The organism is Geodermatophilus sp. FMUSA9-8, from assembly GCF_037034165.1.
Classification (GTDB): Bacteria; Actinomycetota; Actinomycetes; order Mycobacteriales; family Geodermatophilaceae; genus Geodermatophilus; species Geodermatophilus nigrescens.
Map to the genome: position 1 here is coordinate 195224 of NZ_JBAGKE010000011.1, position 23548 is coordinate 218771.

Below are 23548 nucleotides of genomic sequence, written 5' to 3' on the forward strand. Positions count from 1 at the left end.
GTGAGCACCTGTGACGAAGTCGCGGCCCCGTCGATGGCGATCCGGGCCAGGAACGACCGACGCCGCCGGGGCGGGTGCCCCGACGGCGTCGGACTCAGGGTGGAGCTGAGGGGATTCGAACCCCTGACCCCCTCGATGCGAACGAGGTGCGCTACCGGACTGCGCCACAGCCCCTGACGTGCGCCAAGACTACCGCCCGTCTCCCCCGGGCCGCCGACGGGGGTGGCGGCCCGGGGTGTCGGGGTTCAGCCGTTGACGACGCGCGGCTCGTAGTAGTCGATGTCGGCGAAGCCGATGTCGTCGTCGTCGAGGCCGACGACGGCGCTGTCCTGCCAGCCGGCCGGCGCCGGGGTGCGGGCGGCGACCACGCGGGCGGGCCGCAGCGGGTGCACCGGCGCGAGCGGCAGGCTCGGGTGCGGCAGGCCGACGGTGTGGTGCACCGGCTCCTCGTCGACCCGGGCGTCGACTCGGGCGTCGACCCGGGCGTCGACCGGGGCCGCCGGGCGAGCGGCCGGACGCGGCGCGGGACGGGCGGCGCCCCGGGCGGCGGTGCGGGCCGCGCGGCGGGCGGCGGCCTGCTCGCGGCGGACCGCGGCGCGCAGCACGGCCAGGTAGCCGACGACCGCGACATCGAGCAGCCCCTGGGCCACCCACAGCCACGGGCTGACGACCAGCGCGCCGACCAGGGCCAGCAGCGTCAGCGCGACCAGGCCGGCCAGCGTGCGGCGCCGGACGGCGTGCACGTCGACCCGCAGCTCGCCGGTGCTGCGCAGCAGGTCGCGGTCGACCGCGACGCGCTCGGTCTCCGCCGAGCGCACCGGGTCACCGAGCCGCCGCCGCTGCAGCGTCCGGCCCGGGGTGACCTCCGCACGGGCCACCCTCCCGTCGCCGCGGGTCACCACCATCGGCACCAGCACGACGAACCAGAGAACGACCAGCGCGGCGAGCAGCACGCCTGACCCCATCGAGAACACCACCCGTCACACGAGTCACTTGCCGCGGCAGGTTATGCAGGCAGATCCCCAGGACGAGGGAGGCGCGCGGGCGTGTCGCGGGAGTGTTGCGTGACGGGTGGGACGGAGGAGGCGGCGTGTCGACATGCGGTCGGCCGCTCACCGACCGTCAGTGGTGTAGACCCGGGCCCCGCGCGAGCCAGGTGGACAGCACACCGGCCGGGGCGTCCTCGGCCAGCAGGGCGTAGGACAGGTGGTCGCGCCAGTCGCCGTCGATGTCGAGGTAGCGGCGCAGCAGCCCCTCGCGCGCGAAGCCCAGCCGCTCGACCAGCGCCTGGCTCGGCCGGTTCTCGGGGCGGATGTCGGCCTGCAGCCGGTGCAGCCCGCCCGGGCCGAAGGCGTGGTCGCACACCAGCGCGACGGCGAGCGAGGCGAGCCCCCGCCCGGCGACGGCGCGGTCGACCCAGTAGCCCAGCGACCCCGACCGCAGCGCCCCGCGGACGATGTTGTCCACGGTCACCTGCCCGGCCAGCCGGCCCTCCACCCGGACGGCGAACGGCATGGACGTGCCCGCCCGCGCCCGGCGCAGCACCGACCGGCGCATCGCCCGGTAGGCCGCGGGCGTGTGCCGCACCGACCAGGCCACCGGCGCCGAGGGCTCCCACGGCCGCAGCCACGACTCGTTGGCCAGCCGCAGCCGGCTCCACTCCACGGCGTCGCCGCGGCCGAGCGGCGACAGCTCGACCGGGCCGTACGCCAGGCGGGCCGGCCAGCCGGGGTGGGGCGTGGGTTCCAGCTCAGCCGCCCAGGAGCAGCGGCATGACGGTCACCAGACCGCCCTCGGCGACCTCGGTGACGTCCTCGTCGACGACGATCAGGCAGTTGGCCCGCGCCATCCGGGCGAGCAGCGCCTCGTCCCCGCCGCCGAGCGGCTCGACCACGTAGCCGCCGTCGGGGTGGCGCATGACCTGGCCGTGCAGGTACTGCCGGTAGCCCAGCGGGGAGAGCAGCCGCTCGGCGGAGATCGCCTGCACGGTGCGGCGGAACAGCTGCCGCTTGCCGAGCATCGAGCGGATCGCCGGGCGCACGAAGACCTCGAACGACACCAGCGCCGCGACCGGCTCGCCGGGCACGCAGATCACCGGGACGTCGTCGCGGCCCAGCCGGCCGAAGCCCTGCAGGGGGCCGGGGTGCATCGTCACCTGACGGAAGCGCATCGGGCCGAGCTCGGCGAGCACCTCCTGCACCATGTCGCCGTCGGCGGCGAAGGTGCCGGCGATGAGCACCAGGTCGCTGCGCAGCAGCTGGCTCTCCAGCACCTCGGTGAGCCGGCGGCGCTCGGTGGGCAGGATGCCCCAGCGGTAGGCGGCGGCCCCGGCGTCGCGGGCGGCGGCGGCCAGCGCGTAGGTGTTGACGTCGACCACCTGCCCCGGCGCGGGCTGCGTGGTGATGTCGACCAGCTCGGTGCCGGCCGAGAGCACGGCCACCCGGGGACGCGGGCGCACCTGCACCCGGTCGCGGCCGACGGCGGCGAGCAGGCTGATCTGCGCCGGCCCGATCGGGGTGCCCACGGTGACCGCGCTGGTGCCCGGCGACACGTCGTCGCCGGCGCGGCGCACCCAGCTGCCCGGCTCGACGCCGGCGTGCACCTGCACCCGCACCATCCCGCCGTCGGTCCACACACCGGGGACGACGACGTCGGCGCCGGTGGGCAGCATCGCGCCGGTGGCCACCCGCTGGGCGAGCCCGGGGGCCAGGGCGGTCGGCACGGCGGCGCCGGCCACGGTCTCGCCGACGACGGCCAGTTCCACCGGCGCGTCGGGCGTGGCGCCGGCGACGTCCTCGGCGCGGGCGGCGTAGCCGTCGACGGCGGCCTGGTCGAACGCGGGCAGCGCGCGGGCGCTGACCACGTCCTCGGCGCAGAGCAGGCCCTGCGCGTCGAGGACGGCGAGCTCGATCGGCTCGGGCTGGGGCACCGCGGCGAGGATCTCGTCGAGGTGCGCCTCGACGGTGCGCGGCGCCGGCGGCTCGGGCTCGGCGAGGGTGCGGGGCGGGGGCACCGCGCCGCGGTCGATCGCGGCGGTGGCGTGCACCGGCAGCCGCGGGGACGTCGGGGGGTCGACCGTGGCACCGCTGCGGAGGTCCAGCGCCGTGGTCTCCCGGATCGTCGTGTCCCGGGGCGCCCGGCCCGCGCCGTTCTCGCTCATCGCGTCGATCGTCCCCCCTCGGGGGGCCGCCTCAGGCCTGCGACGCGCCCTCGGCGGGCAGGTCGGCCACGAACTCGGTCAGCCAGGAGCGCAGCGCGGGCCCGAGGTCCTCGCGCTCGGAGGCCAGCCGGATGACCGCCTTGAGGTAGTCGAGCTTGTCGCCGGTGTCGTAGCGGCGGCCGTCGAAGACCACGCCGTGCAGCGGGTGCCCGCGCTCGACGAGGGTGGCCAGCGCGTCGGTCAGCTGGATCTCCCCGCCCCGGCCGGGCGCGGTCTCGCGCAGCACGGCGAACACCTCGGGCGAGAGCACGTACCGGCCGATGATCGCCAGGCTGGAGGGCGCCTCGTCGACCGGGGGCTTCTCCACCAGGCCGGTGATCGTGACGACGCCCTCCTGGACGTCCTCCTCGATGGCGACCGCGCCGTACTTGTCGATGTTCTCGGCACCCACGTCGAGCAGCGCGATCACCGAGCCGCCGTGCTCGGCCTGGACGGCGAGCATCTGCTCGAGCAGGTGGTCGCGGGCGTCGATGAGGTCGTCGCCGAGCAGGACGGCGAACGGCTCGTCGCCGACGAACGCGGACGCCTGCAGCACCGCGTGGCCGAGGCCCCGCGCCTCGCCCTGCCGGACGAAGTGCACCTGCGCGACGTCGGTGGACTCCTGGACGGCGGCCAGCCGGCCGGCGTCGCCCTTCTTCTCCAGCGCCGCCTCGAGCTCGGGGGTGCGGTCGAAGAAGTCCTCGATGGCGGCCTTGTTGCGGCCGGTCACCATCAGCACCTCGGCGAGACCCGCGCGGGCGGCCTCCTCGACGATGTACTGCAGCGCGGGGCGGTCGACGACCGGCAGCAGCTCCTTCGGCACCGCCTTGGTGGCGGGGAGGAACCGGGTGCCCATCCCGGCGACGGGGATGACGGCCTTGCGCGCCGGGCGCTGCGGGGTCGACATGGGCGGCAGCCTAGCCAGGCGGGCGCACCGGCCGATCCCGTACCGACCCCTCCGGGGGAGGCGCGGCCCTAGCCTGACCGGGTGACCCCGCCGCCGGAGGGAGACGCGGCCAAGGCCGCGCTGCGCGAACGGCTCCTGGCCGCCCGCCTGGACCGCTCCCCCGCCGCGCGCGCGTCCGCCGCGGCGGCGGTCACCAGCGCCCTGCTCGCCCGCCTGGCGCGGGTGCGGGTGCTGGCGGCGTTCGTCCCCGATGACACCGAGCCCGGCGCCGGCCGGCTGCCGGCCGCCTTCACCCAGCTCGGCGCCCGGGTGCTGCTGCCGGTGGTGCCCGACTCCGGGGCCGAGCTGCGGTGGGCGGTCGACACCGGCCGGCTGGCGCCGGGCCGCTTCGGCCTGTCCGAGCCGGTGGGGCCGCGGCTGGGCCCGACGGCGCTGGGCACCGCGCAGGTCGTCGTCGTGCCGGCGCTGGCCGTCGACCGCGCGGGCACCCGGCTCGGCCGCGGCGGCGGCTACTACGACCGCGCCCTGCGGCACGCGCGCCCGGGCGCCGTCGTGGTGGCCCTGGTCTTCGACGACGAGCTGGTCGACGCGCTGCCGGCGCTCGACCACGACCGACCGGTGACCGCCGTGGTCACCCCCTCCGGCGGCTGGCAGGAACTACCGACCGGTAGGTGACACGGTGGGCGGCGTCCCGTCAGCGTCGACGACAGGAGCCCCGCCCGTGTCACCGGAGATCGTCACGATCCTGGCGCTGGTCGCCATCTTCGCGATCGCCTCGTTCCTGCCGATCAACATGGGCGCCCTCGCCTTCGTCGCCGCCTTCCTCGTGGGGACGCTGTCGGTCGGGCTCACCACCGACGACATCCTGGGCGGCTTCCCGGCCGAGCTGGTGGTCACGCTCATCGGCGTCACCTACCTGTTCGCCATCGCGCAGAACAACGGCACCGTCGACCTGCTGGTGCGCGGGGCGGTGCGGCTGGTCGGCGGGTACGTCGCGGCGATCCCGTGGGTGATGTTCGCCGTCACCGCGCTGCTCACCGCGATCGGCGCCCTCTCCCCCGCCGCGGTGGCGATCATCGCGCCGATCGCGCTGGGGTTCGCCGCCCGCTACGGCATCAACCCGCTGCTGATGGGGATGATGGTCGTCCACGGCGCCCAGGGCGGCGGGTTCTCCCCGATCAGCGTCTACGGCGTGACGGTGAACCAGATCGTCGAGGACGAGGGGCTCACCTCCAGCCCGGTCACGGTCTTCCTGGGCAGCCTGTTCTTCAACATCGCGATCGGCGTCGTGCTGTTCCTGGTGTTCGGCGGCCGTGCGCTCATCGGTCGGCGGGTGTCGGCCGGGGTCCCCGCGCACGCCGGGCACGCCGAGGAGCCCGCGGTGACCGGCCACGGCGCCCCGCCCGGACCGGCCGTCGGTCCCGACTCCCTGCGCGACGAGGACACCACCGCCGACGACGCCGCACCGCAGCGGATCACCGTCGACCAGGTGCTCACCCTCGTCGGGCTGGTCGCCGTCGCCGTCCTGGCGCTGGTGTTCGACCTGGACATCGGGTTCGTGTCGATCACCGTCGCGACCGTGCTGGCGCTGTTCGCCGCCGCCCGCCACAAGGGCGCGGTCAGCCAGATCAGCTGGTCGACCGTGCTGCTGATCGCCGGCGTCCTGAGCTTCGTGTTCGTGCTGCAGGAGGCGGGCACGATCGACTACGTCGGCGAGGCCGTCATCGGCCTGGGCGCGCCCCTGCTCATCGCGCTGCTGCTCTGCTACATCGGCGGGGTGGTGTCGGCGTTCGCGTCGTCGACCGCGATCATCGGCGTCGCCATCGCACTGGCGGTGCCGTTCCTGCAGGCCGGGGAGATCGGCGCCGTCGGCGTGGTGGTGGCCCTGTCCGTGTCGTCGACGATCGTCGACGTCAGCCCGTTCTCGACCAACGGCGCGCTCGTGCTCGCCAACGCGCAGAACGTGGACAGGGACCGCTTCTACCGCCAGATGCTCGGCTACGCCGGGATCGTCGTCGCCGCGGGCCCGCTGCTGGCCTGGCTGGTGTTCGTCGTCCCCGGCTGGCTGTGAGACAGGGAGAGGGACGCATGACCGGACCGCGCAGTGGACCCCTCGAGGGGATCCTCGTCGTCGACCTGACCCGCGCGCTGGCCGGGCCGCACGCGGGCATGATGCTCGGCGACCTCGGCGCCCGGGTGATCAAGGTGGAGAACCCCGGCAGCGGGGACGACACCCGCGGCTGGGGGCCGCCGTTCGTCCAGCCGGAGGGGGCGGCGCGGGAGTCGACGTACTTCCTGTCGACCAACCGGAACAAGGAGTCGGTCACCCTCGACCTCAAGGACGACGGAGACAAGGAGCTGCTGCGCGAGCTCGTCCGCCGGGCCGACGTCCTGCTGGAGAACTTCCGGCCCGGGACGCTGGCCCGCCTCGGGTTCGGCACCGACGTCCTCGCCGAGCTCAACCCGCGGCTGGTCACGCTCTCCATCAGCGGCTTCGGCCACGACGGCCCCGAGGGCAGCCGCGCCGGCTACGACCAGATCGCCCAGGGCGAGGCGGGTCTCATGTCGCTGACCGGCCCCGGCCCCGACGACCCGCAGCGGGTGGGCGTGCCGATCGGCGACCTGCTCGCCGGCATGTACGGCGCCTACGGCGTGCTCGCCGCCCTGCACGAGCGCGAGCGGACCGGCCGCGGCCAGGTGGTGCGCACGTCGCTGCTCGCCGCGATCGTCGGCGTGCACGCCTTCCAGGGCACGGCGTGGACGGTCGGCGGGCAGGTCGGCCGCGCGCAGGGCAACCACCACCCCTCGATCGCCCCCTACGGCCTGTTCCGGTGCAGGGGCGGCAGCGTGCAGCTGTCCTGCGGCTCGGAGGGGCTGTGGCGGCGGCTGTGCGCCGAGTTCGGCCTGGACCCCGAGGCCGACGGCCTGGCCACCAACGGCGAGCGGGTGGGCAACCGGGCGCAGGTCATCGAGCTGCTCGAGCGCGCCTTCGCCGACATCGGCCCCGAGGACCTGCTCGCCCGCCTGGCCGCGGCCGGCGTCCCCGCGGGCAAGGTCCGCTCGATCGACGAGGTCTACGCCTGGGACCAGACGCTGTCCCAGGGCCTGCTGGTCGACGTCGACCACGCCACGCTGGGCCGGCTGCAGCTGCCCGGCCCGCCGCTGCGCTTCTTCGCCCCCGGTCCCGGCGGCGAGACCGAGACCACCCGCCGCGAGCACGCCGCTCCCCCGGTGCTCGGTGGCTCCGACGCCGAGATCCGCGCCTGGCTCACCTCGTGACGCGGCTGGACGCCCGGACCCTGCGCGACCTCGTCCTCGACCCCGGGTCGTGGACGAGCTGGGACGCCCCGATCGGCGACCGCGACGTCGACCCCGCCTACGCCGAGGAGCTGCGCGCGGCCGCCGAGCGCTCGCGGCAGGACGAGGCCGTCGTCACCGGGGAGGGGTCGCTGCGCGGCCGGCGGGTGGCCGTCGTCGCCGGGGAGTTCGGCTTCCTCGCCGGGTCGATCGGCGTCGCCACCGCCGAGCGGCTGGTCGCGGCCGTCGAGCGGGCCACCGAGGAAGGGCTGCCGCTGCTGGCCGCGCCGGTGTCCGGCGGCACCCGGATGCAGGAGGGCACGGTCGCCTTCCTGCAGATGATCGGCATCACCGCCGCCATCGCCCGGCACAAGGCCGCGGGCCTGCCCTACCTCGTCTACCTGCGCGACCCGACGTTCGGCGGGGTGCTGGCCTCGTGGGGGTCGACCGGGCACGTGACGATCGCCGAGCCGGGCGCCTCGATCGGTTTCCTCGGCCCGCGCGTCTACTCCGCGCTCTACGGCGAGCGGTTCCCCGAGGGTGTGCAGACCGCCGAGCACCTCGCCGAGCGCGGGCTCATCGACGCGGTCGTGCCGCACGAGGACGTCGCGGACCTCGCCGACCGGGCGCTGTCGGTGCTGTCGGCCCGCCGGACCTGGCACCTCGACGTGCGCGACGCCGAGCGGCCCACCCCCGAGGACGGCACGGACGCCTCCGACCCCGAGGACGGGCGCAGCGCCTGGGACGTCGTCACCGCCTCCCGCCGCCCCGACCGGCCCGGCGTGCGGCGGCTGCTGCGCACCGCGGCCACCGACGTCGTCGGGCTCTCGGGCACCGGCGCGGGCGAGAAGGACCCCGGCCTGCTGCTCGCGCTGGCCCGCTTCGGCGGCGCGCCGTGCGTGGTGCTCGGGCAGGACCGGCGCGGGCAGTCGCTGTCGGCGCCGCTGGGCCCGGCCGCGCTGCGGGAGGCCCGCCGGGGCATGCGGCTGGCCGCCGAGCTGCACCTGCCGCTGGTCACGCTCATCGACACCCCCGGCGCCGCGCTGTCGCGGGAGGCCGAGGAGGGCGGGCTGGCCGCCGAGATCGCCCGGTGCCTGGAGGACCTGGTGACGCTCAGGGCGCCGACGCTGGCGGTGCTGCTCGGGCAGGGCACCGGCGGCGGCGCGCTGGCGCTGGTGCCCGCCGACCGGGTGCTCGCCGCGGCCAACGGCTGGCTGGGGCCGCTGCCGCCGGAGGGCGCCTCGGCGATCGTGCACCGCACCGTCGACCGGGCGCCGGAGATGGCGGCCGGCCAGGGCGTGCGGGCCACCGACCTGTGGCGCGCCGGGATCGTCGACCGCGTGGTGCCCGAGCGGCCCGACGCCGCCGACGAGCCGGTGGAGTTCTGCCGGCGGCTCGGGCGGGTGCTCGGCGAGGAGCTGGCCGGACTGCTGGGCCGCGAGGACGCCGAGCGCACCCGCAGCCGGCTGCACCGCTACCGCCACCTCGGCCGCTGACGGCCCGCGCGCGACCTGGCGGCTGGTCCGCGCACGATCAGCCGGCCTGATCGTGCCGCGTCCTGGCTCACCGCCGACCGTGCGCCAGGACGCGCTGCGGTGAGCCAGGACGCGCTGCGGTGAGCCAGGACGCGCCGGGGTGCGCCGGGACGGCTACCAGGCGACGCCGGGCGCGTAGGTGCCGAGGCTCCACTCCTGGCCGCCGGGGTCGAGCAGTCGCGCCCGCCGGGTGCCCCACTCGGTGTCCTCCGGGGCGAACACCGGGGTGCCGCCGGCGGCGACCCCGCGCGCGAAGCGGTCGTCGACGTCGGCGGGGTCGTCGAGCACCAGGTAGAGCCCCGACCCGGTCGACCGGCCGACCAGCGGCGGGTGCACGTAATCGGCGTCGTCGCTCGCGACCATGAGGACGACGTCGTCGCAGCGGACCTCCGCGTGCGCCACGGTGCCGTCGCCCGCGTCGGACCGGCGGACGACGGTGAAGCCGATGGCCGTCATCCACTCCAGGGCGGCCGGGGCGTCACGGTAGCTGAGGTAGGCGGCCAGTCGCGCTCCCATGGCCGGACGCTAGGCCGCGCTGACCTCCGGGACCAGCCCCCAGGCGCCCGCCACGAGCTCCAGGCTGCGCACCCGCTCCGCGACGCCGTGGGTGGACGCCGAGAGCATCAGCTCGTCGGCGCGGGTGGCCGCGGCGAGCCCGCGGAGCTGCGCGGCCACCTGACCCGGGTCGCCGACGACGGCGTTGCTCGGCATCGCCTCGGCGGCCGCGCGCTCGGGGTCGGTCTGCGCCTCCTCGAGGCTGGGCACCGGGCGCAGCCGGTTGGTGCGGATGGCCAGGCGCATGAGCTGCCCGGGCAGCGCGAGCCGGCGCGCGTCCTCCTCGGTGTCGGCGGCCAGGACGTTCGCCGTCACCACCGTGTACGGGCGTCCCAGCGCGGGCGAGGGCCGGAACGACTCCCGGTACAGCTCGACGGAGGCCTGCACGTTCGGCCCGCCGAAGTGGTGGGCGAAGGCGAACGGCAGCCCCAGCGCGCCCGCGAGCTGCGCGGAGAAGCCGCTGGAGCCCAGGAGCACCACGTCCGGTGACGACGTCGGGGCGGGCGTGGCGGTGAAGCGCTCGGCCAGCCCGCCCTCGACCCGCCGGTCGCCGAGCAGGCCGAGGAGGTCGAGCAGGTGCTGCGGGAAGTCCTCCGCGCCGAGGGCGGCCGGGTCGCGGCGCAGCGCGATCGCGGTGTGCGCGTCGGTGCCGGGGGCGCGGCCGATGCCGAGGTCGATCCGGCCCGGGTGCAGCGCCTCCAGCAGCGCGAACTGCTCGGCGACGACGAGCGGCGCGTGGTTGGGCAGCATGACCCCGCCCGAGCCGACCCGGATCCGCGCGGTCGCGGCGGCCAGGTGCGCGATGAGCACCGGCGGGTTGGTGCTGGCGACCGCCGGCATGTTGTGGTGCTCGGCCACCCAGATGCGGGTGTAGCCGAGCCGGTCGGCGGCCTGCGCGACCCGCGTGGTGGCGGCCAAGGCGTCGGCGGTGGACTGCCCCGAGCCGACGGTGGCCAGCTCGAGGACGGACAGCGGCAGGGGCGCGGGCTCGATCATCACCTGCGGCAACGCCCCCGGGACCGGCTCGGCTTCCCGCCCGCCGGTGTCGGCCAGGTGGCCGGAGGGTGTCCGGGCGGTCACGGCACGAGCGGTACCGGCGCGTCTCACCCGTACGGACGCGCACCACCCGGCCGAGGTGGTACGCACGGTGAGCAGACGACGACCGGGTGTCGCACCACGGGGGCACGAGGGTCACCCGGTCGGACTGTGAGCTGACCCACCGTTGACGGAGAGTCACGGCGCTGGCGAGGGTGTCGCAGCGCCGGACCCTCCGCCGCACATCCCGAACGGAGCCCCCGTGCACCACGCCCCGACCGCCGGACCGCGCACCGGACCGGACACCGGGAGCGGCCGACGCGACGCCTTCGCCCCGCTGCTGCAGGACCCCCTCGCCGCCCTGTTCCGTGAGCACGTCCGGGAGGGCTCCAACACGCACGGCGTGCCGACGGCGGGCGCCCCCGAGCCGGTCACCGTCTACGACGACGGCGTCCCGCGGGTGAACCTGGGCAGCAACAACTACCTCGGCCTGGCCGGCGACGAGCGCGTCGTCGAGGCCGCCGTCGCGGCGGTGCGCCGCTACGGCACCAGCACCTCGGGCAGCCGCGTCCTCAACGGCACCACCCGGCTGCACCTGCAGCTGGAGGAGGAGCTCGCCGACCTCTACGGCGTCGAGGCGGCGGTGCTGACCTCCTCGGGCGTCAACGCCAACGTGGCGCTGCTGTCGACCGCCTGCGCCCCGGGCGACGCGCTGCTCGTCGACGCGCACGCCCACGCCAGCGTGCACGCCGGCGCGGCCGCCAGCCGCGGCACCGTCATCCGGTTCACCCACAACAGCACCGACTCCCTGGCCCGCCGGCTGGCCCGGCTCGACCCGGAGGCCGGCGCGGTGGTCGTCGTCGACGGCGTCTACTCGATGACCGGCGAGACCGCGCCGCTGGCCGCGATCGCCGACCTGTGCGCGCGGTACGGCGCGCGCCTGGTCGTGGACGAGGCGCACGGCCTGGGCGTGCTCGGCGAGCACGGCCTCGGCGCGGCGGAGGCCACCGGCGCGCTCGACCGCGTCGACGGGATCACGCTCGCGTTCAGCAAGTCGCTGGCCAGCGTCGGCGGCGCGGTGCTCACCTCCCGCGCGGTGGCCGACGGCATCCGGGCCAGCGCCATGCCCTACGTCTTCAGCGCCGCCAACGAGCCCGCCGGCGTCGGCGCCGCGCTCGCCGCGCTGCGGATCCTGCGCGCCGAGCCGGAGCGCCGGACCCGGCTGCAGGAGAACGGCGTCAAGCTGCGGGTGGAGCTGTCGGTGGCCGGCACGCCGCCGCTGCCCGGCAGCGGCGCGGTGATCGCCGTCCCGACCGGCAGCGAGGCCGCCACCGTCGCCGCCTGGCGGGCCGCCTACGAGGCCGGCGTCTACTGCAACGCGGTCGCCTACCCGGCCGTCCCGCGCGGCAAGGGCGTGCTCCGGCTGTCGGTCATGGCCACCCACACCCCCGAGCAGCTGCAGGCCGCGGCCGGCTCGGTGGCGCAGGCGGTGCTCGCCACGCGCGAGTCCACCCGCGAGTCCACCCGCGAGGCGGCCGGGGACGACCGGCGCCACGGGAGGCTCGCCGTCGCCTGACCGTCAGGGCGTCAGGGCGTCAGGGCCCCGGCGAGCACCTCGGCGACGCAGCCGGCGGCCGCCCGCGGGTCGGCCCCGGCCGGCACGCCGAGGGCGGCGGCGAGGTCGAGGCGGTGCACCAGCGTCTCGTGCACCTGCCAGGTCGGGGGCCTCCCGCGCGAACGGCTCGTCGTCGGGCAGCGGCCCCTCGGGTCCGGTGCGCGCGCAGGCTGCCGCCCAGCGGTGGATGGCGGCGAGGTGGCGGACCAGGTCCTCGACGCACAACGACGCGCAGCCCGGCACGGGGCGGCGAGCAGGCCGGGGGCGGTCACGCCGGGACGCCCGCGGCGACCCGGCCCAGGCGCTCGAGGTCCGCGCGCAGGCCGGGGGTGCGGTCGCGGTGGGCGGGCAGCAGCAGCGCGGCCAGGAGCTCCATGGCGACCGGCATGCCGGTGAGCTCGTAGCGCTGGGCGATGCGGGTGCCGGTGGCGGTGGGCTCGAGGACGACCCGCCAGTGCGTGCGGTCGCGGTAGGGCCCGCCGGGCAGGGTCCGCCAGGCCAGCACCCGGCCCGGGTCGACCTCGGTGACCTCGCAGACCCGCGCCCACCGCGACCGGCCCACCCGGTTCTCCCCGCGGAACCGGGCGCCGGGCGCGACGTGCGCGGACCCGGGGAGCCAGGCCGCCCGGACGCACTCGCCGCTCCACTCGCCGATCCGGGTCGGGTCGGCCAGCACCGACCAGACCGCCTCCGGTGCTGCCGCGACCTCGACCTCGACGCCCACGGACGGGGGGATGCGCAGGCTCACCCGGCGGATCCTGCCGGGTGGCCCGACGTCGTGGGGACCCTCGCCGCGCCGCCGGCGGCCCCGCCAGACTGGGTGCCGTGCCGGACTGGGCGTGGACGCTGATCGGCATCGGCGCGGGCCTGCTGCTGTGCTGGCTGGTGCTGCTCGCGGCGCTGTGGGCGGCCCGGCCCGACGAGCTGCGGGCGCGGGAGCTGCTGCGGCTGCTGCCCGACGTGCTGCGGCTGGTCCGCCGGCTGGCCGGAGACCGCTCGCTGCCGCGCGGCGTCCGGGTACGGCTGTGGCTGCTGCTGGGCTACCTGGCGATGCCGGTCGACCTCGTGCCCGACGTCATCCCGGTCATCGGCTGGGCCGACGACGCCGTCGCCGTGGCGCTCGTGCTGCGCTCGGTGGTCCGCCGGGCCGGCCCGGACGCCGTCGCCCGGCACTGGCCCGGCACCGAGGCCGGGCTGGCCGCGCTGCGCCGGGCGACCCGGCTGCCGGCCTAGCGCGGGGTCGAGGTCCCCGGCCGGAAGGGCGCGCCGTGGCCCGGCACGACGAGCGTGGCGAGCTCGAGCACCCGCTCGCGCTGCTGCCGCAGTTGGTCGCGGTCGGGCGCGTAGGGGTCGTCGGCCGGGCCCTCGCCGGTCCACCACAGGTGGGTCAGCGCGACGACGTCGTCCGCGGTGCCGACCAGCGTGGTGACGTCCTGCGGCGTGTGCCCGGGCGTGGCCAGCAGCCGCACCGCCGGGGTGAGCTGCACGCCGTCGGCCGGGCGGCGGGTGAACACGTCCCCCTCGATGACCGACTGGAAGTCGTGCACCGGCACCACCGGGAACAGCGCGATGTTGACCGTGTGGTCGAGGTGGTGGTGGCTGACGACGACGTCGGTGACGTCCTCGGGCGCGACCCCGAGCGCGCGCATCGGCGCCAGCACCAGGTCGCGGTCGGCCACCATCCCCGGGTCGACGACGACCACCCGGCCGGCGTCGCGGACCAGGGTCACCGTGCCGGCGACGTTCGGCAGGCGGGCGTAGCCCTCGACGAGGACGTCGACGCGGGCGGTGCGGGCGAGGTCGGCCATGAGCGCACGCTAGGGCCGCTGACCCTGCGGGGCGACACCACGCGGATCACGTGGACGCCGGGTCGGGACGTGGCGCATCATTGGCAGTCGAGGGCCCCGAGTGCCAGCCGGCGCCGGGCCCACCCGTCCCACGCTCGACCAGGAGTGCCGCACCGTGCCCACGTACCAGTACGTCTGCACCAACCCCGAGGGCAAGCACCAGTTCGAGGTGGTGCAGTCCTTCACCGACGCCGCGGTCGCCGAGTGCCCGACCTGCGGCGCGCCCGTGCGCAAGGTCTACGGCTCGGTCGGCGTGGTGTTCAAGGGCTCCGGCTTCTACCGCACCGACAGCCGCTCGGGCTCCAGCTCCACCGAGCCGGCGAAGGCCTCGGGCTCCAGCGACTCCTCGTCGGGCTCGTCGTCCTCCTCGTCGTCCTCCTCGTCGTCGTCGTCGAAGGAGTCCTCCAGCTCCTCCTCGTCGTCGACCTCGTCGTCCTCGGGCGGGAGCAAGGCCGCGGCCTCCTGAGCCGCGCCGTCCACACCCGGACGGCTCCTCCACACCCTCCCGCCGCGCGCCCCGCGGTGGGAGGCGCCCGCCCAGCCTGGGCCGGTGCCCCGCCTGCGCCGGCCCCGGTCCCCCGTCCTGCTGCTGCGCCGCCTCGTCGCCGCGCTGCTCGTCGCCTTAGCGCTGGTGCTGGCGGTCCGCCCGCCCGAGCAGCCACCCGCCCCTCCGGCGCCGGGCACCCCGGTGGTGACGGCCGCGGCCGACCTCCCCGCCGGGTCGGTGCTGGCCGCCGGGTCCCTGGCGGTCGTCGAGCTGCCGGCCGCCCCGGCGGGGTCGACGGGCGACCCGGCCGCGCTCGCCGGGCGGGTGCTCGCCGCGCCGGTGCGGGCCGGTGAGCCGGTCACCGACGTCCGTCTGGTCGGCCCCGGCCTGACGGCGCTGCTGCCCGCCGGCCAGGTGGCCGCCCCGGTGCGCCTGGCCGACCTCGGCGTCGCCCGCCTCGCCGCCGCCGGCGACCGCGTCGACGTGCTGGCCACCTCCGCCGGGACGCCCTCGGCCGCGACGGTCGCGCGGGGCGCGCTCGTGCTCGCCGCACCGGACGACGAGGGCCTGCTCGTGCTCGCCGTCGACGAGGACACGGCCGCCACACTCGCCGCTGCCGCCACCACCGCCACGCTGACGTTGACCCTGCCCGCCCCGCCGTGAGGAGATGGGGCCCGTGCTCAAGGGCTTCAAGGACTTCCTGCTGCGCGGCAACGTGGTCGAGCTGGCCGTCGCCGTCGTCATCGGCGCCGCGTTCACCGCCGTCGTCACCGCGTTCACCGACTCGTTCCTCACCCCGCTGATCGGCCTGGTGGCCGGCGGCGGCGAGGTGGGCGGCACCTTCACGGTGAACGGCCAGACGTTCACCTACGGCGCGTTCATCAGCCAGGTGATCACCTTCGTGCTCACCGCGGCGGTCGTCTACTTCATCGTGGTGCTGCCGCTCAAGAAGGTCGCCGAGCGGCGCAAGCGCGGCGAGGAGGCGGGCCCCGTGGCGCCCACCCAGGTGGAGCTGCTCGCCGAGATCCGCGACCTGCTGCGCGCGCAGCAGGGGGCGGGCCCCGGCGAGCGTCCCGGCGGGCCGGGCTCGACCGCCCTCTAGTCGCTGCCCCAGTGGGGCGGGCGGTCCTCCAGGTAGCGCCGGTCGGGGTCGGCGTCGTCGGGCCGCTCGCCCCAGCCGACGTCGCGGTCGTCGGGCGCCCGCTCGGCCGGCGCGGCCGGGGCCGGCTGCGGCTGGTCGGCGACCGGGACGCCGAGACCCTCCAGGACCTCGGCCCCGGGCAGCGCCGCGAGCACCGACCCGGGCAGCGCGAGCTTCGCCCCGCGCGTGCCCGACCCGACGACGACGAGGCCGGCGGCCGCCACCGCGGCGTCCACGAGCACCGGCCACGACGGCGGCAGGCCCACCGGCGTGATGCCGCCGTAGGCCATGCCGGACTCGGCGACGGCGACGTCCTGCGGGGCGAAGGACGCCTTGCGCGCGCCGAGGTGCCGGCGGACCAGCCCGTTGACGTCGGCGCGGGTGGTGGCCAGCACCACGCACGCGGCGAGCGCCGTCTGCCCGGCCCGGCGGGTGGCCACCACGACGCAGTTCGCCGAGGCCTCCAGCGGGACGCCGTAGGCCTCGGTGAAGGCGGCGGTGTCGGCGAGGTCGTCGTCGACCGGCGCCACCCAGGCGGGGCCGGTCAGCGCGGGCAGCGCGGCGGCCACGGCCTCCCCGAGCAGGTCGGCGCGGGTGGCGGCGGGCTCCCAGGTCAGCGAGCCGAGGACGGGGGGCTGGTCGGTCGGGTCGGGCACGTCGGCGATCCTGCCCCGTGGCCGGATCCCTGCGCCGGACGGCCCGATCACCGGCGGTGGGGACGGCGCCGACCGGCCAGGATGGGCTCCATGATCGGCTCGCTGCACAGCGTCGTCATCGACGCGCCCGACGCCCACGCGCTCGCCACCTTCTACGCCGACCTGCTCGGGATGGAGGTGAGCAAGGGCTCCCCCGGCGACGACTGGGTGGTGGTCACCGGGCAGGGGCACCGGCTGGCCTTCCAGCAGGCGCCGGACCTCGTGCCGCCGGACTGGCCCGACGCGGGGCGGCCGCAGCAGTTCCACCTCGACGTCTTCGTGCGCGACATCGACGAGGCCGAGCCGCGGGCGCTCGCGCTCGGCGCCCGGAAGCTGCCCGGCGGCGGGGGCGACTTCCGCGTCTACGCCGACCCGGTGGGCCACCCGTTCTGCCTCGTGTGGGACGCCGCGTGAGCGCGGAGCTGCCCGGCGTCGACCGGTCCTCGGCCAGCGCCTTCGTGGCGGCCACCGGCTTCGACGTCGCCGAGGCCACCGGCACCCGGGTCACCGGCACCGTCGAGCTCGGGCCCGACCAGCACACGCCGTGGGGCGTCGCGCACGGCGGCGTCTACTGCGCGGTGATCGAGTCGGCGGCCTCGATCGGGGCCAGCGTCGCGGTCGCCGACCGCGGCCAGTTCGCCGTCGGGGTCAACAACAGCACCGACTTCCTGCGGCCGGTCACCGCCGGGCGGCTCGACGTCGTCGCGGAGCCGGTCCAGCAGGGCCGCACCCTGCAGCTGTGGCTGGTGCAGCTCACCCGCGCCGAGGACGGCAAGCTCGTCGCCCGCGGCCAGGTGCGGCTGCAGAACGTGCCGCTGCCCGGGGCCTGAGCGCCGCTGGTCGCGAGGGCGGGGCGCCCCCCCGGCGCCCCGCCCTCAGACCAGCGGCAGCGCGGGCTCCCGGTAGGTGGTGCCGGCCAGCGACGGCGGCAGCACGTCGGGGTCGATCACCACGGAGAACAGCGCGCGCGGGTCCTGCAGCGTGGCCGGCGGCCGGGCGGCCGCCCGGGGCACCACGTGGTCCCAGCGGGCCGGGCGGCGGTGCGGCAGCAGCTCGCGGCCGTCGAAGAGGTAGTCGCCGAGCACCTCGCCCACGAGCAGGCCGGCGCCGTGCTCGATGGGCAGCGCCACGGGATCGCCGGGGCGGATCTCGTCGAGGAAGGTCGACAGCTGGCGCAGGTCCTTGCTCGGCCGCCGGCCCGAGAGCTCCTTGGCCAGCGCCCGCAGCTCGACCGGGGAGAGCCCGGTGGCGTCGACGTCGACCCCCGACTGGGTGCCCAGCCCGACGACGCCGGCGGCCAGGCAGGCGCCGAGCTCGTTGTGCGCCCGCGGCCGCACGACCCACACCCGGGTGCCCTCCGGCTCGGGCGCGGGCGGCACGTCGTCGTGCCCGGGCCACAGGTAGGGCAGGTCGTCGGGCTCGACGCCGAACAGCGGCTCGAACAGCGGCCGGTAGAAGTCCGGGTCCTTGGCGAGCAGGTTCGACCGGTGCGAGCGGTGCACCGCCTCGTCGCCGACCCAGGAGGGCAGCAGGCCGGCGCGGGCCAGCTCGTCCTGGGAGGCGCGCTCGACGTCGGGGGCGAACTCGGCGATCAGCGTGTGCGTGCTGTCGGCGAACCCGCGCTCGCGCCACACCTTCACCATCGCCAGGCCGTAGACGACCAGCGCCGCCGTCCGCCCGCGCCACATGTGCACGACCGGGTGGGAGGTCCAGCCGTAGTCGGGCAGCTCCAGGGCGCGCAGCACCTGCAGCGTCTCGACACGCTGCTTGCCCAGCCGCGGCGAGTCCAGCAGCCGCGCGCTCTCCACGAAGTCGGCCACCGGCAGGAAGGTCTGCATCGTGGGGCTTCCTGCCCGGCGACGCGGGCGGTCAACCGCCGAGCGCGTCCAGCGCCGCCTCCCAGCGGGCACGGCGGGCATCGTCGTCCTGGTCCCACCAGGCGGGGCCCCGCTCCCCCAGCCCCGTCTTGGCCAGCTGCACCCGGTCGCGGGCGGCCCGCACGGCCTCCGGGTCGCCGGCCGTGCGCACCGCCGAGCGGGCGGCGCCCAGGTGGGACAGCAGCCGGGCGCGGACGTCGTCGGGCAGCGACGGGTCGGCCTTCCGCCACCGCCGCCCGTCGACGACGATCCAGCGCCCGTCGGCGGTGTGCTCGACCTCCCGGCGGGTCACGCGCCGCAGCGGCGCGCGAGCTCGGGCAGCACCGCGCCGAGCGGGGCGTCCACCTTCACGTCGACCTTGGCGTCGCCGCGGGTCGGGCCCAGGTTGACCGCGCCCACCGGGATGCCGAGCTCGGCGGCGCGCAGCACGAACCGGTAGCCGCTCATGACGGTGAGGGACGACCCGAGGACGAGCAGGGAGCCGGACTCCTCGAGCATCCGGAAGCAGGTGTCGACGCGGTCACGCGGCACCGTCTCCCCGAAGAAGACGACGTCGGGCTTGAGCGGCCCGGACCCGCAGGCGCGGCAGTCGACCATCACGAAGCCGTCGAGCACCTCGTCGGGCAGCTCGGCGTCGCCGTCGGGGTTCACCTCGTCGGCGCGCGGGCCGAACGACGGGTTGGCCGCGCGCAGCCGGCGGTGCAGCTCGGCGCGCGGGGCGACGTCGCCGCAGGACAGGCACACGGTGCGGTCGAGGCCGCCGTGCAGCTCGACGACGTCGCGGGCGCCGGCGGCCTGGTGCAGCCCGTCGACGTTCTGGGTGACGACGCCGCCGAGCAGGCCGGCGCGCTGCAGCCGGGCGACGGCGGAGTGCCCCGCGTTCGGGCGGGCGGCGGCCATCTGCGGCCAGCCGACGTAGCTGCGCGCCCAGTAGCGGTGCCGCCCGCGGGGGTCGCGCCGGAAGGTCTGCCAGGTCATCGGCGTGTGCCGGCGCAGCGAGCCGGTGGCGCCGCGGTAGTCGGGGATGCCGGAGTCGGTGGACAGGCCGGCGCCGGAGAGGACGAGGACGTCGCCGTCGGCGACCAGGCCGGTGAGCTCGTCGAGGGCCGCCGGGGTCTCGACGGCGGGGAGGGCGGCGGTCACCGCCCCATCGTCCTCCGCGCGCGCTCCCCGCGCCGCGACGTCAGGAGGAGGCGACGAGCTCCCGCTCGATGCGGGTGAGCAGGTCGTCGTAGACGCGGCGCAGCCCCTTCGGCGCGAAGGTGCGCTCGAAGAAGCCGCCGACGCCGCCCGCGCCGTCCCAGGTGGTGCGCACCCGCACGGTGCTGCCGTCGCCGGCGGCGGGCAGGACCGTCCAGGTGGTGACCATCGACGAGCGGGTGTCGCGCTCGACCAGGGTGCCCTCAGGCTCGCTGACCTCGACGTCCTGCTCGCGCACGCGCTTGCTGGTCGCGGCGAACCGCCAGTGCACGCGGGTGCCCGCGCCCTGCCCGCCGGCCTCGACCCGGTAGTCGCTGAACTGCTCGGGCAGCGCGCGGGAGCGGGCGCCGGTGTAGTCGGCGAGGGCCGCGCGGACCCGGTCGACGGGCGCTCGGACGACGCGTTCGGCGGTGGCCACGACCTGTCCCATGCGGCCATCCTCCCCCGCCCGGTGCCGCCCGGACCGCGGGAGTGGTCGGGCTCACCCGTGCGGCACGGCGCCCGCGGGTACGGAGCGTGGGTGGACGCAGTGCTCTCCTCCTCCCGCGCCGGCACGGGCGAGCCCCTCCTGCTCCTGCACGGCATGGGCAGCTCCCGGCGCGACTTCACCGCGGTGCTCCCCCTGCTGACCGCCCGCTTCGACGTGCTCGACGTGGACCTGCCCGGGGTGGGGTCCTCCTCCGCGCTGGACCGCCGGCCCACCGTCGCGGCGATCACCGACGCCGTCGAGCGGACCCTCGTGGAGGAGGGCATGGGGCGGGTGCATGTGCTCGGCAACTCCCTCGGCGCCCGGGTCGGCCTGGAGCTGGCCCGCCGCGGCCGCGCGCTGTCGGTGGTGGCCATCGCGCCGTCGGGCCTGAACGTGCCGCCGGAGCGGCTGGTGCAGGGCAGCGGGATGGCGCTGGCGCGGGTGGTGATGCGCGTCGGGGCCCCGCTGGTGGGCGCGCTGTCGCGCTCGGCGCTCGGCCGGTCCGCCCTGCTGGCGCCGCTCAAGGCCCGCCCGTGGGCGACCTCCCCCGAGGAGGCCGTGGGCGCGCGGGAGGGCTTCGCCGACTCCCGCGACTACTGGCGGACGCTGCTGTGGGGCCTGCTGGTCGACGTCCCGCGCGGCCTGGACCGCATCTCCTGCCCGGTCACGCTCGTGCAGGGCGTGGCGGACTGGATCGCGTCGGGGCAGACGGTGCGCTACCTGCCGCTGGTGCCCGGCTCCCGCTTCGTCCCGCTCCTGTGGGCGGGCCACGCCCCCCAGTCGGACCGGCCGCGGACGATCGTGCGCCTGGTCGAGGAGACCGCCGCGCGGGCGGCTCAGCCCGGGGACTCCTCCGCGTCGAGGTAGCGGCAGCGGAAGCGGGCGCCGGCCATCGCCTCGGTGAAGCGCGCCTCCTAGGCGGGGTCGTCGGCCGGGAACGTCGCGAACACCCGGTCCTCGCAGACCACGGGCTCGCCGTCGGGCCCGGGGCGGGAGCGCCGGAGCAGCACCCGCGTGACGCCGTCGACCTCGTCGTGCGCCGGGCCCCAGGTGGCGCGGGGCGGCGCGAGGGCCGGCCGTCCCGCCGTCCAGACGCCCAGCCGGGACAGCAGCAGGCCGAGCAGGACCAGCAGCACCACGATCTCGACCACCGCGAGCACCACGACCCGACGGTAGGCCCCGGGGACGCTGCGCGGGACCCCGCGCGCTGCCCCGGTAGCCTCGGTCCGCCCCGGGTCGGCCGCGCGCCGACGAGCCCCCGTAGCTCAGGGGATAGAGCATCGGTTTCCTAAACCGTGTGTCGCAGGTTCGAATCCTGCCGGGGGCACCAGCATCACCGCAGGTCCGTGCACTGATCCGCTCGGTCCGCTGACCGGCGGTCGCACCCGCTGGGGCCCTCGATCCGCACCCGGTCAGCACCCGGTCTGCACCAGCGGCGTCCATCCGCTCCGCGACGGCGGCCCGGTCGGAGCGGTCGCGCCGGACCTCGCCGACCCGCAGCGGCCCACCGGTCCTCGAGGGGGAGACGAACTCCTCCGGCTCCCGGCAGGCCTGGTGGTCGGCCAGGTCGGCGAGCTACCCGTAGGTCAGGTACCGCCGGTCGGTGGTCGGCAGAGCCTGGCGTCTGGGCTCTCTTCCCTCATGGCGCTCGCAGCGGCGCTACCGCTCCGGACGGTCGGACGGGGCACGTTCGTGGTGCCGCTCCGCGTTCGACGTCTCGATGTGCTCGCGCGTGCGCGCGTGTTCGGCCATCTCGTGGAGGTGCGCAGCTCTGTCCGGTCGGGTCCTCGCCACCGCGTCGAGCGTGTTCGCGATCCTCCCCTCGGTCGCGGCGATGTCGCCGGCGGTCGCAGCGAGCGATTCGCCGACCAGCTTTCGCCGCTCGTCCAGCTCCGCGGCGAGGTGGCGCTGCCGCCATGCGTCGCGAGCCACGTCGTCCTTCCTCAGGCCGTCCGCACCAGCGTGCCGGTCCTTCGATGCCATACCGCCAGCGTCCCGCCGTCCAGCCGCCTCTGCACGCCGTCCCGGTGCGTCGCTGAGCGGCGACGGAGATCGGCTCGGTGCGGCCGAGATCGGCGCCCCTGGACTCACGAACCCCTGGGAGTGCTCGCTGCGTACCTCCGGAGGAGGGACCGGGAGCCCAGCTGCCCCAGGGCGAGCTGTCACCGCGTGTCACTCGCCGCAGGACCGAGATGGCCGGGCGCCGCTTCGCGTGGGGGCGAACTCGCACGTCTCAGCCTTCGCCTGCGGTGCTAGCCCACCGTTCGTCCCCCGCTCACGATCGGGTCATGACCGTGGCGCCGGAGCGATCGCTGCTCGCTCAGCGGCATGCCGCTGCTGTCCAGCAGGCCGCCGAGGCGATCCGGGCGGCCGCCACGACCGTCGCGGCAGTGGCGTTGAGCTACGACGACATCGCTGCCGCCGCGGACGCCGTCGTCGACATCGCCGACTCCCCCGCGCCGTACGGGGACCGGGCGGCGTGGGCGCGCGCGCGAGCCGACGACCACCGCCGCCTGGCGCTGCGGATGTGGACGCGCGCTGCCGCACCCGGTTCGGCCACGCCCTGACCGGCAGGTCCCGGCCAGGGGAACCGACGCCTCCACGACGCGCAGCCCGGGGACCGGACCGGGGTGGCGGCGCCTCGCGCCGCGGCAGCCGGGCCGGCCCGGCGCTCCGCGACCGCGCTCGCGGATCAGGTGCGCAGGGTGTGGCTGGGCAGCACGCCGTAGGCGGCGCGGTAGTGCTCGGTGAACCGGCTGGGGGTGAAGCCCCACCGCGCGGCGACGGCGGTCACGGTGACCCCGTCGCCGGGGTGGCGTCGCGTAGCTGCTGGTGGGCCTGAGCCAGCCGCACCTGGCGCAGGTAGGCGGTCGGCGTGGTGTCCAGGTGCCGGCGGAAGGCCAGCTGCACCGCGCGCGGGGTGACGGAGGCGGCGCGGGCGATGTCGGCGACGCCGATGTCTAGGTCGGGGTGCGAGTCGATGAACGCGGTCGCTCGCCTCAGCGTGCCGGGGTGGGCGTCGAGGCTGTCGGCGGCCGCGGGTTCGGCGACGGCGGTGTTCGGGAAGATCGTCAGGGCGGTGGCCGCGAGCAGCCGCGCCGCCGGCCCGAGCAGCAGCGGCGACGCGGCGGTCTCGGGCTCGGCGAGCAGGTCGTCGACGAACCGGATGGTCCGGCGCCACCGTCCGTCGCCGCCGTCGACGGGCCGCAGGGACAGCAGCTCCCACGACGAGCCGTCCTGCCCGGGGTCGCGGCCGGCCACCTCGATGAGCAGGGAGGCCGGCAGGCCGACGGTGTGCAGGTGCAGGGCGTGGGAACGGGCCACCAGGTCCTTCATGTCGGGGTGGTTGCCGATGCCGACGTCTCCGGGCCGGAAGCCGTGGCCGGCCTTGCCGCTGTCGTAGACCATGCTCCCGTCGAGGACGGTGTTGATCATGACGTCGTCCTGACCCGTGGCCTCGAAGACGAGATCGGACGCCAGCCGGAAGTCGACGACGGTGAGCGCTCCGGCCTGTACCTGGTCGAGGGTCACCAGCGGGCCGGCGTCAGGGAAGCCGCCCAGCCGCAGCCGCGCCCCGTAGGCGCGGTCGAGGAAGTCGCTGGCCTCCATCCGGTCGGCCGTGGTGTACCGGGAGCGCCGCGGTGGGAGGGGGGTCCCAGTGGCCATGACGCGGTCCTCCGATGGCTCGT

At 76.6% G+C, this 23548-nt stretch carries 29 protein-coding genes and 2 tRNA genes; 14 read left to right on the forward strand and 17 right to left on the reverse strand.

What is annotated here, in order from left to right; genetic code table 11:
• Positions 1-100: 100 nt before the first annotated feature.
• The 5 genes from WA616_RS21175 to galU all read right to left on the reverse strand — a co-directional run bounded on the left by WA616_RS21175 (position 101) and on the right by galU (position 4106).
• Positions 101-174: transfer RNA gene (locus WA616_RS21175), tRNA-Ala, on the reverse strand.
• Between the two features lie 71 nt (positions 175-245).
• Positions 246-965: a divisome protein SepX/GlpR gene (gene sepX, locus WA616_RS21180; RefSeq protein ID WP_336032925.1), complete on the reverse strand. Its 720-nt coding sequence runs from the start codon at positions 963-965 to the stop codon at positions 246-248.
• Between the two features lie 157 nt (positions 966-1122).
• Positions 1123-1749, reverse strand: coding sequence for a GNAT family N-acetyltransferase (locus tag WA616_RS21185; RefSeq protein WP_073418560.1), 627 nt, complete (start codon positions 1747-1749; stop codon positions 1123-1125).
• Between the two features lies 1 nt (position 1750).
• A complete protein-coding gene (gene glp / locus WA616_RS21190) occupies positions 1751-3160 on the reverse strand; it encodes a molybdotransferase-like divisome protein Glp (RefSeq protein ID WP_336032927.1) in 1410 nt (469 codons plus the stop codon).
• Positions 3161-3191: 31 nt separating this feature from the next.
• Positions 3192-4106 carry a UTP--glucose-1-phosphate uridylyltransferase GalU gene (galU, locus tag WA616_RS21195; protein WP_073418559.1) on the reverse strand — a complete coding sequence of 305 codons (915 nt, stop codon included), beginning with the start codon at positions 4104-4106 and terminating at the stop codon, positions 3192-3194.
• An 81-nt stretch (positions 4107-4187) separates the two neighbouring features.
• On the opposite strand from galU, the gene WA616_RS21200 reads away from it, so the two are divergent.
• Genes WA616_RS21200 through WA616_RS21215 form a run of 4 tightly spaced genes read left to right on the forward strand, consistent with a single transcriptional unit; the run spans position 4188 to position 8899 of the window.
• Positions 4188-4781, forward strand: coding sequence for a 5-formyltetrahydrofolate cyclo-ligase (locus tag WA616_RS21200; protein WP_336032931.1), 594 nt, complete (start codon positions 4188-4190; stop codon positions 4779-4781).
• Positions 4782-4827: 46 nt separating this feature from the next.
• Positions 4828-6177, forward strand: coding sequence for an SLC13 family permease (locus tag WA616_RS21205; RefSeq protein ID WP_336032933.1), 1350 nt, complete (start codon positions 4828-4830; stop codon positions 6175-6177).
• Between the two features lie 17 nt (positions 6178-6194).
• Complete coding sequence (locus tag WA616_RS21210) at positions 6195-7385, forward strand: CaiB/BaiF CoA transferase family protein (protein ID WP_336032935.1); 1191 nt, start codon at positions 6195-6197, stop codon at positions 7383-7385.
• Positions 7382-8899 (forward strand): carboxyl transferase domain-containing protein, encoded by a 1518-nt coding sequence (locus tag WA616_RS21215; RefSeq protein WP_336032937.1) that lies wholly within the window; start codon positions 7382-7384, stop codon positions 8897-8899. The genes WA616_RS21210 and WA616_RS21215 overlap by 4 nt, the downstream gene beginning before the upstream one ends.
• 153 nt (positions 8900-9052) lie before the next feature.
• Here WA616_RS21215 and WA616_RS21220 read toward each other — a convergent pair whose 3' ends face one another.
• On the reverse strand, positions 9053-9454 hold the full coding sequence (locus WA616_RS21220) for a VOC family protein (RefSeq protein WP_336032939.1): 402 nt from the start codon (positions 9452-9454) through the stop codon (positions 9053-9055).
• Between the two features lie 9 nt (positions 9455-9463).
• Positions 9464-10573, reverse strand: a complete 1110-nt coding sequence (locus tag WA616_RS21225; protein ID WP_336032942.1) for an LLM class flavin-dependent oxidoreductase — start codon at positions 10571-10573, stop codon at positions 9464-9466.
• 217 nt (positions 10574-10790) lie between these two features.
• On the opposite strand from WA616_RS21225, the gene WA616_RS21230 reads away from it, so the two are divergent.
• Complete coding sequence (locus tag WA616_RS21230; RefSeq protein ID WP_336032944.1) at positions 10791-12104, forward strand: aminotransferase class I/II-fold pyridoxal phosphate-dependent enzyme; 1314 nt, start codon at positions 10791-10793, stop codon at positions 12102-12104.
• 307 nt (positions 12105-12411) lie between these two features.
• On the opposite strand, the gene WA616_RS21235 is transcribed toward WA616_RS21230, so the two are convergent.
• A complete protein-coding gene (locus tag WA616_RS21235; RefSeq protein ID WP_336032947.1) occupies positions 12412-12891 on the reverse strand; it encodes an SRPBCC family protein in 480 nt (159 codons plus the stop codon).
• 77 nt (positions 12892-12968) lie between these two features.
• On the opposite strand from WA616_RS21235, the gene WA616_RS21240 reads away from it, so the two are divergent.
• The gene (locus tag WA616_RS21240) at positions 12969-13376 is read left to right on the forward strand and encodes a YkvA family protein (protein ID WP_336032950.1); all 408 of its coding nucleotides are present in this window, start codon (positions 12969-12971) and stop codon (positions 13374-13376) included.
• Here the strand turns inward: WA616_RS21240 and WA616_RS21245 are convergent.
• A complete protein-coding gene (locus WA616_RS21245) occupies positions 13373-13951 on the reverse strand; it encodes an MBL fold metallo-hydrolase (RefSeq protein ID WP_073418550.1) in 579 nt (192 codons plus the stop codon). The genes WA616_RS21240 and WA616_RS21245 overlap by 4 nt on opposite strands.
• 154 nt (positions 13952-14105) lie before the next feature.
• On the opposite strand from WA616_RS21245, the gene WA616_RS21250 reads away from it, so the two are divergent.
• The 3 genes from WA616_RS21250 (at position 14106) to mscL (ending at position 15579) form a co-directional block, all read left to right on the forward strand.
• Positions 14106-14456, forward strand: coding sequence for an FmdB family zinc ribbon protein (locus WA616_RS21250; protein WP_336032954.1), 351 nt, complete (start codon positions 14106-14108; stop codon positions 14454-14456).
• A gap of 84 nt (positions 14457-14540) precedes the next feature.
• Entirely contained in the window at positions 14541-15140 is a 600-nt protein-coding gene (cpaB, locus tag WA616_RS21255) for a Flp pilus assembly protein CpaB (protein ID WP_336032957.1), read from the forward strand.
• A 13-nt stretch (positions 15141-15153) separates the two neighbouring features.
• The gene (gene mscL / locus WA616_RS21260) at positions 15154-15579 is read left to right on the forward strand and encodes a large conductance mechanosensitive channel protein MscL (RefSeq protein ID WP_336032960.1); all 426 of its coding nucleotides are present in this window, start codon (positions 15154-15156) and stop codon (positions 15577-15579) included.
• Here mscL and WA616_RS21265 read toward each other — a convergent pair.
• Entirely contained in the window at positions 15576-16274 is a 699-nt protein-coding gene (locus WA616_RS21265) for a YbaK/EbsC family protein (protein ID WP_336032963.1), read from the reverse strand. The two genes, mscL and WA616_RS21265, sit on opposite strands and share 4 nt — an antisense overlap.
• Positions 16275-16364: 90 nt before the next feature.
• On the opposite strand from WA616_RS21265, the gene WA616_RS21270 reads away from it, so the two are divergent.
• Both WA616_RS21270 and WA616_RS21275 read left to right on the forward strand, forming a co-directional pair.
• The gene (locus tag WA616_RS21270; protein WP_336032965.1) at positions 16365-16727 is read left to right on the forward strand and encodes a VOC family protein; all 363 of its coding nucleotides are present in this window, start codon (positions 16365-16367) and stop codon (positions 16725-16727) included.
• Positions 16724-17143: a PaaI family thioesterase gene (locus WA616_RS21275; protein WP_336032968.1), complete on the forward strand. Its 420-nt coding sequence runs from the start codon at positions 16724-16726 to the stop codon at positions 17141-17143. The genes WA616_RS21270 and WA616_RS21275 overlap by 4 nt, the downstream gene beginning before the upstream one ends.
• Before the next feature lie 45 nt (positions 17144-17188).
• On the opposite strand, the gene WA616_RS21280 is transcribed toward WA616_RS21275, so the two are convergent.
• From WA616_RS21280 to WA616_RS21295, 4 genes are read right to left on the reverse strand one after another with little or no spacing between them, the layout of a single operon-like run.
• The gene (locus WA616_RS21280; RefSeq protein ID WP_336032971.1) at positions 17189-18151 is read right to left on the reverse strand and encodes an MSMEG_6728 family protein; all 963 of its coding nucleotides are present in this window, start codon (positions 18149-18151) and stop codon (positions 17189-17191) included.
• A 31-nt stretch (positions 18152-18182) separates the two neighbouring features.
• A complete protein-coding gene (locus WA616_RS21285; RefSeq protein WP_073418526.1) occupies positions 18183-18482 on the reverse strand; it encodes a biopolymer transporter Tol in 300 nt (99 codons plus the stop codon).
• Positions 18479-19333, reverse strand: coding sequence for an NAD-dependent protein deacetylase (locus WA616_RS21290; protein WP_336032976.1), 855 nt, complete (start codon positions 19331-19333; stop codon positions 18479-18481). The genes WA616_RS21285 and WA616_RS21290 overlap by 4 nt, the downstream gene beginning before the upstream one ends.
• Before the next feature lie 40 nt (positions 19334-19373).
• Entirely contained in the window at positions 19374-19820 is a 447-nt protein-coding gene (locus WA616_RS21295) for an SRPBCC family protein (protein WP_073418522.1), read from the reverse strand.
• Between the two features lie 90 nt (positions 19821-19910).
• Between WA616_RS21295 and WA616_RS21300 the strand changes: the two genes are divergently transcribed.
• The gene (locus tag WA616_RS21300; RefSeq protein ID WP_336032981.1) at positions 19911-20726 is read left to right on the forward strand and encodes an alpha/beta fold hydrolase; all 816 of its coding nucleotides are present in this window, start codon (positions 19911-19913) and stop codon (positions 20724-20726) included.
• 47 nt (positions 20727-20773) lie between these two features.
• Here WA616_RS21300 and WA616_RS21305 read toward each other — a convergent pair whose 3' ends face one another.
• A complete protein-coding gene (locus tag WA616_RS21305; RefSeq protein WP_336032984.1) occupies positions 20774-21022 on the reverse strand; it encodes a hypothetical protein in 249 nt (82 codons plus the stop codon).
• Between the two features lie 91 nt (positions 21023-21113).
• Between WA616_RS21305 and WA616_RS21310 the strand changes: the two genes are divergently transcribed.
• Positions 21114-21189, forward strand: a tRNA-Arg gene (locus tag WA616_RS21310).
• A 329-nt stretch (positions 21190-21518) separates the two neighbouring features.
• Here WA616_RS21310 and WA616_RS21315 read toward each other — a convergent pair.
• A complete protein-coding gene (locus WA616_RS21315; protein ID WP_336032987.1) occupies positions 21519-21842 on the reverse strand; it encodes a hypothetical protein in 324 nt (107 codons plus the stop codon).
• A gap of 305 nt (positions 21843-22147) precedes the next feature.
• Between WA616_RS21315 and WA616_RS21320 the strand changes: the two genes are divergently transcribed.
• Positions 22148-22426, forward strand: a complete 279-nt coding sequence (locus WA616_RS21320) for a hypothetical protein (RefSeq protein WP_336032990.1) — start codon at positions 22148-22150, stop codon at positions 22424-22426.
• A 223-nt stretch (positions 22427-22649) separates the two neighbouring features.
• On the opposite strand, the gene WA616_RS21325 is transcribed toward WA616_RS21320, so the two are convergent.
• Positions 22650-23525: an AraC family transcriptional regulator gene (locus WA616_RS21325; protein ID WP_336032993.1), complete on the reverse strand. Its 876-nt coding sequence runs from the start codon at positions 23523-23525 to the stop codon at positions 22650-22652.
• Positions 23526-23548: the final 23 nt, after the last annotated feature.

Coding starts and splice junctions, on each gene's coding strand:
- sepX (WP_336032925.1), bottom strand. CDS start 965: ATGGGGTCAGGCGTGCTGCTCGCCGCGCTGGTCGTTCTCTGGTTCGTC.
- glp (WP_336032927.1), bottom strand. CDS start 3,160: ATGAGCGAGAACGGCGCGGGCCGGGCGCCCCGGGACACGACGATCCGG.
- galU (WP_073418559.1), bottom strand. CDS start 4,106: ATGTCGACCCCGCAGCGCCCGGCGCGCAAGGCCGTCATCCCCGTCGCC.
- WA616_RS21210 (WP_336032935.1), top strand. CDS start 6,195: ATGACCGGACCGCGCAGTGGACCCCTCGAGGGGATCCTCGTCGTCGAC.
- WA616_RS21220 (WP_336032939.1), bottom strand. CDS start 9,454: ATGGGAGCGCGACTGGCCGCCTACCTCAGCTACCGTGACGCCCCGGCC.
- WA616_RS21245 (WP_073418550.1), bottom strand. CDS start 13,951: ATGGCCGACCTCGCCCGCACCGCCCGCGTCGACGTCCTCGTCGAGGGC.
- WA616_RS21270 (WP_336032965.1), top strand. CDS start 16,365: ATGATCGGCTCGCTGCACAGCGTCGTCATCGACGCGCCCGACGCCCAC.
- WA616_RS21280 (WP_336032971.1), bottom strand. CDS start 18,151: ATGCAGACCTTCCTGCCGGTGGCCGACTTCGTGGAGAGCGCGCGGCTG.
- WA616_RS21295 (WP_073418522.1), bottom strand. CDS start 19,820: ATGGGACAGGTCGTGGCCACCGCCGAACGCGTCGTCCGAGCGCCCGTC.
- WA616_RS21315 (WP_336032987.1), bottom strand. CDS start 21,842: ATGGCATCGAAGGACCGGCACGCTGGTGCGGACGGCCTGAGGAAGGAC.
- WA616_RS21320 (WP_336032990.1), top strand. CDS start 22,148: ATGACCGTGGCGCCGGAGCGATCGCTGCTCGCTCAGCGGCATGCCGCT.
- WA616_RS21325 (WP_336032993.1), bottom strand. CDS start 23,525: ATGGCCACTGGGACCCCCCTCCCACCGCGGCGCTCCCGGTACACCACG.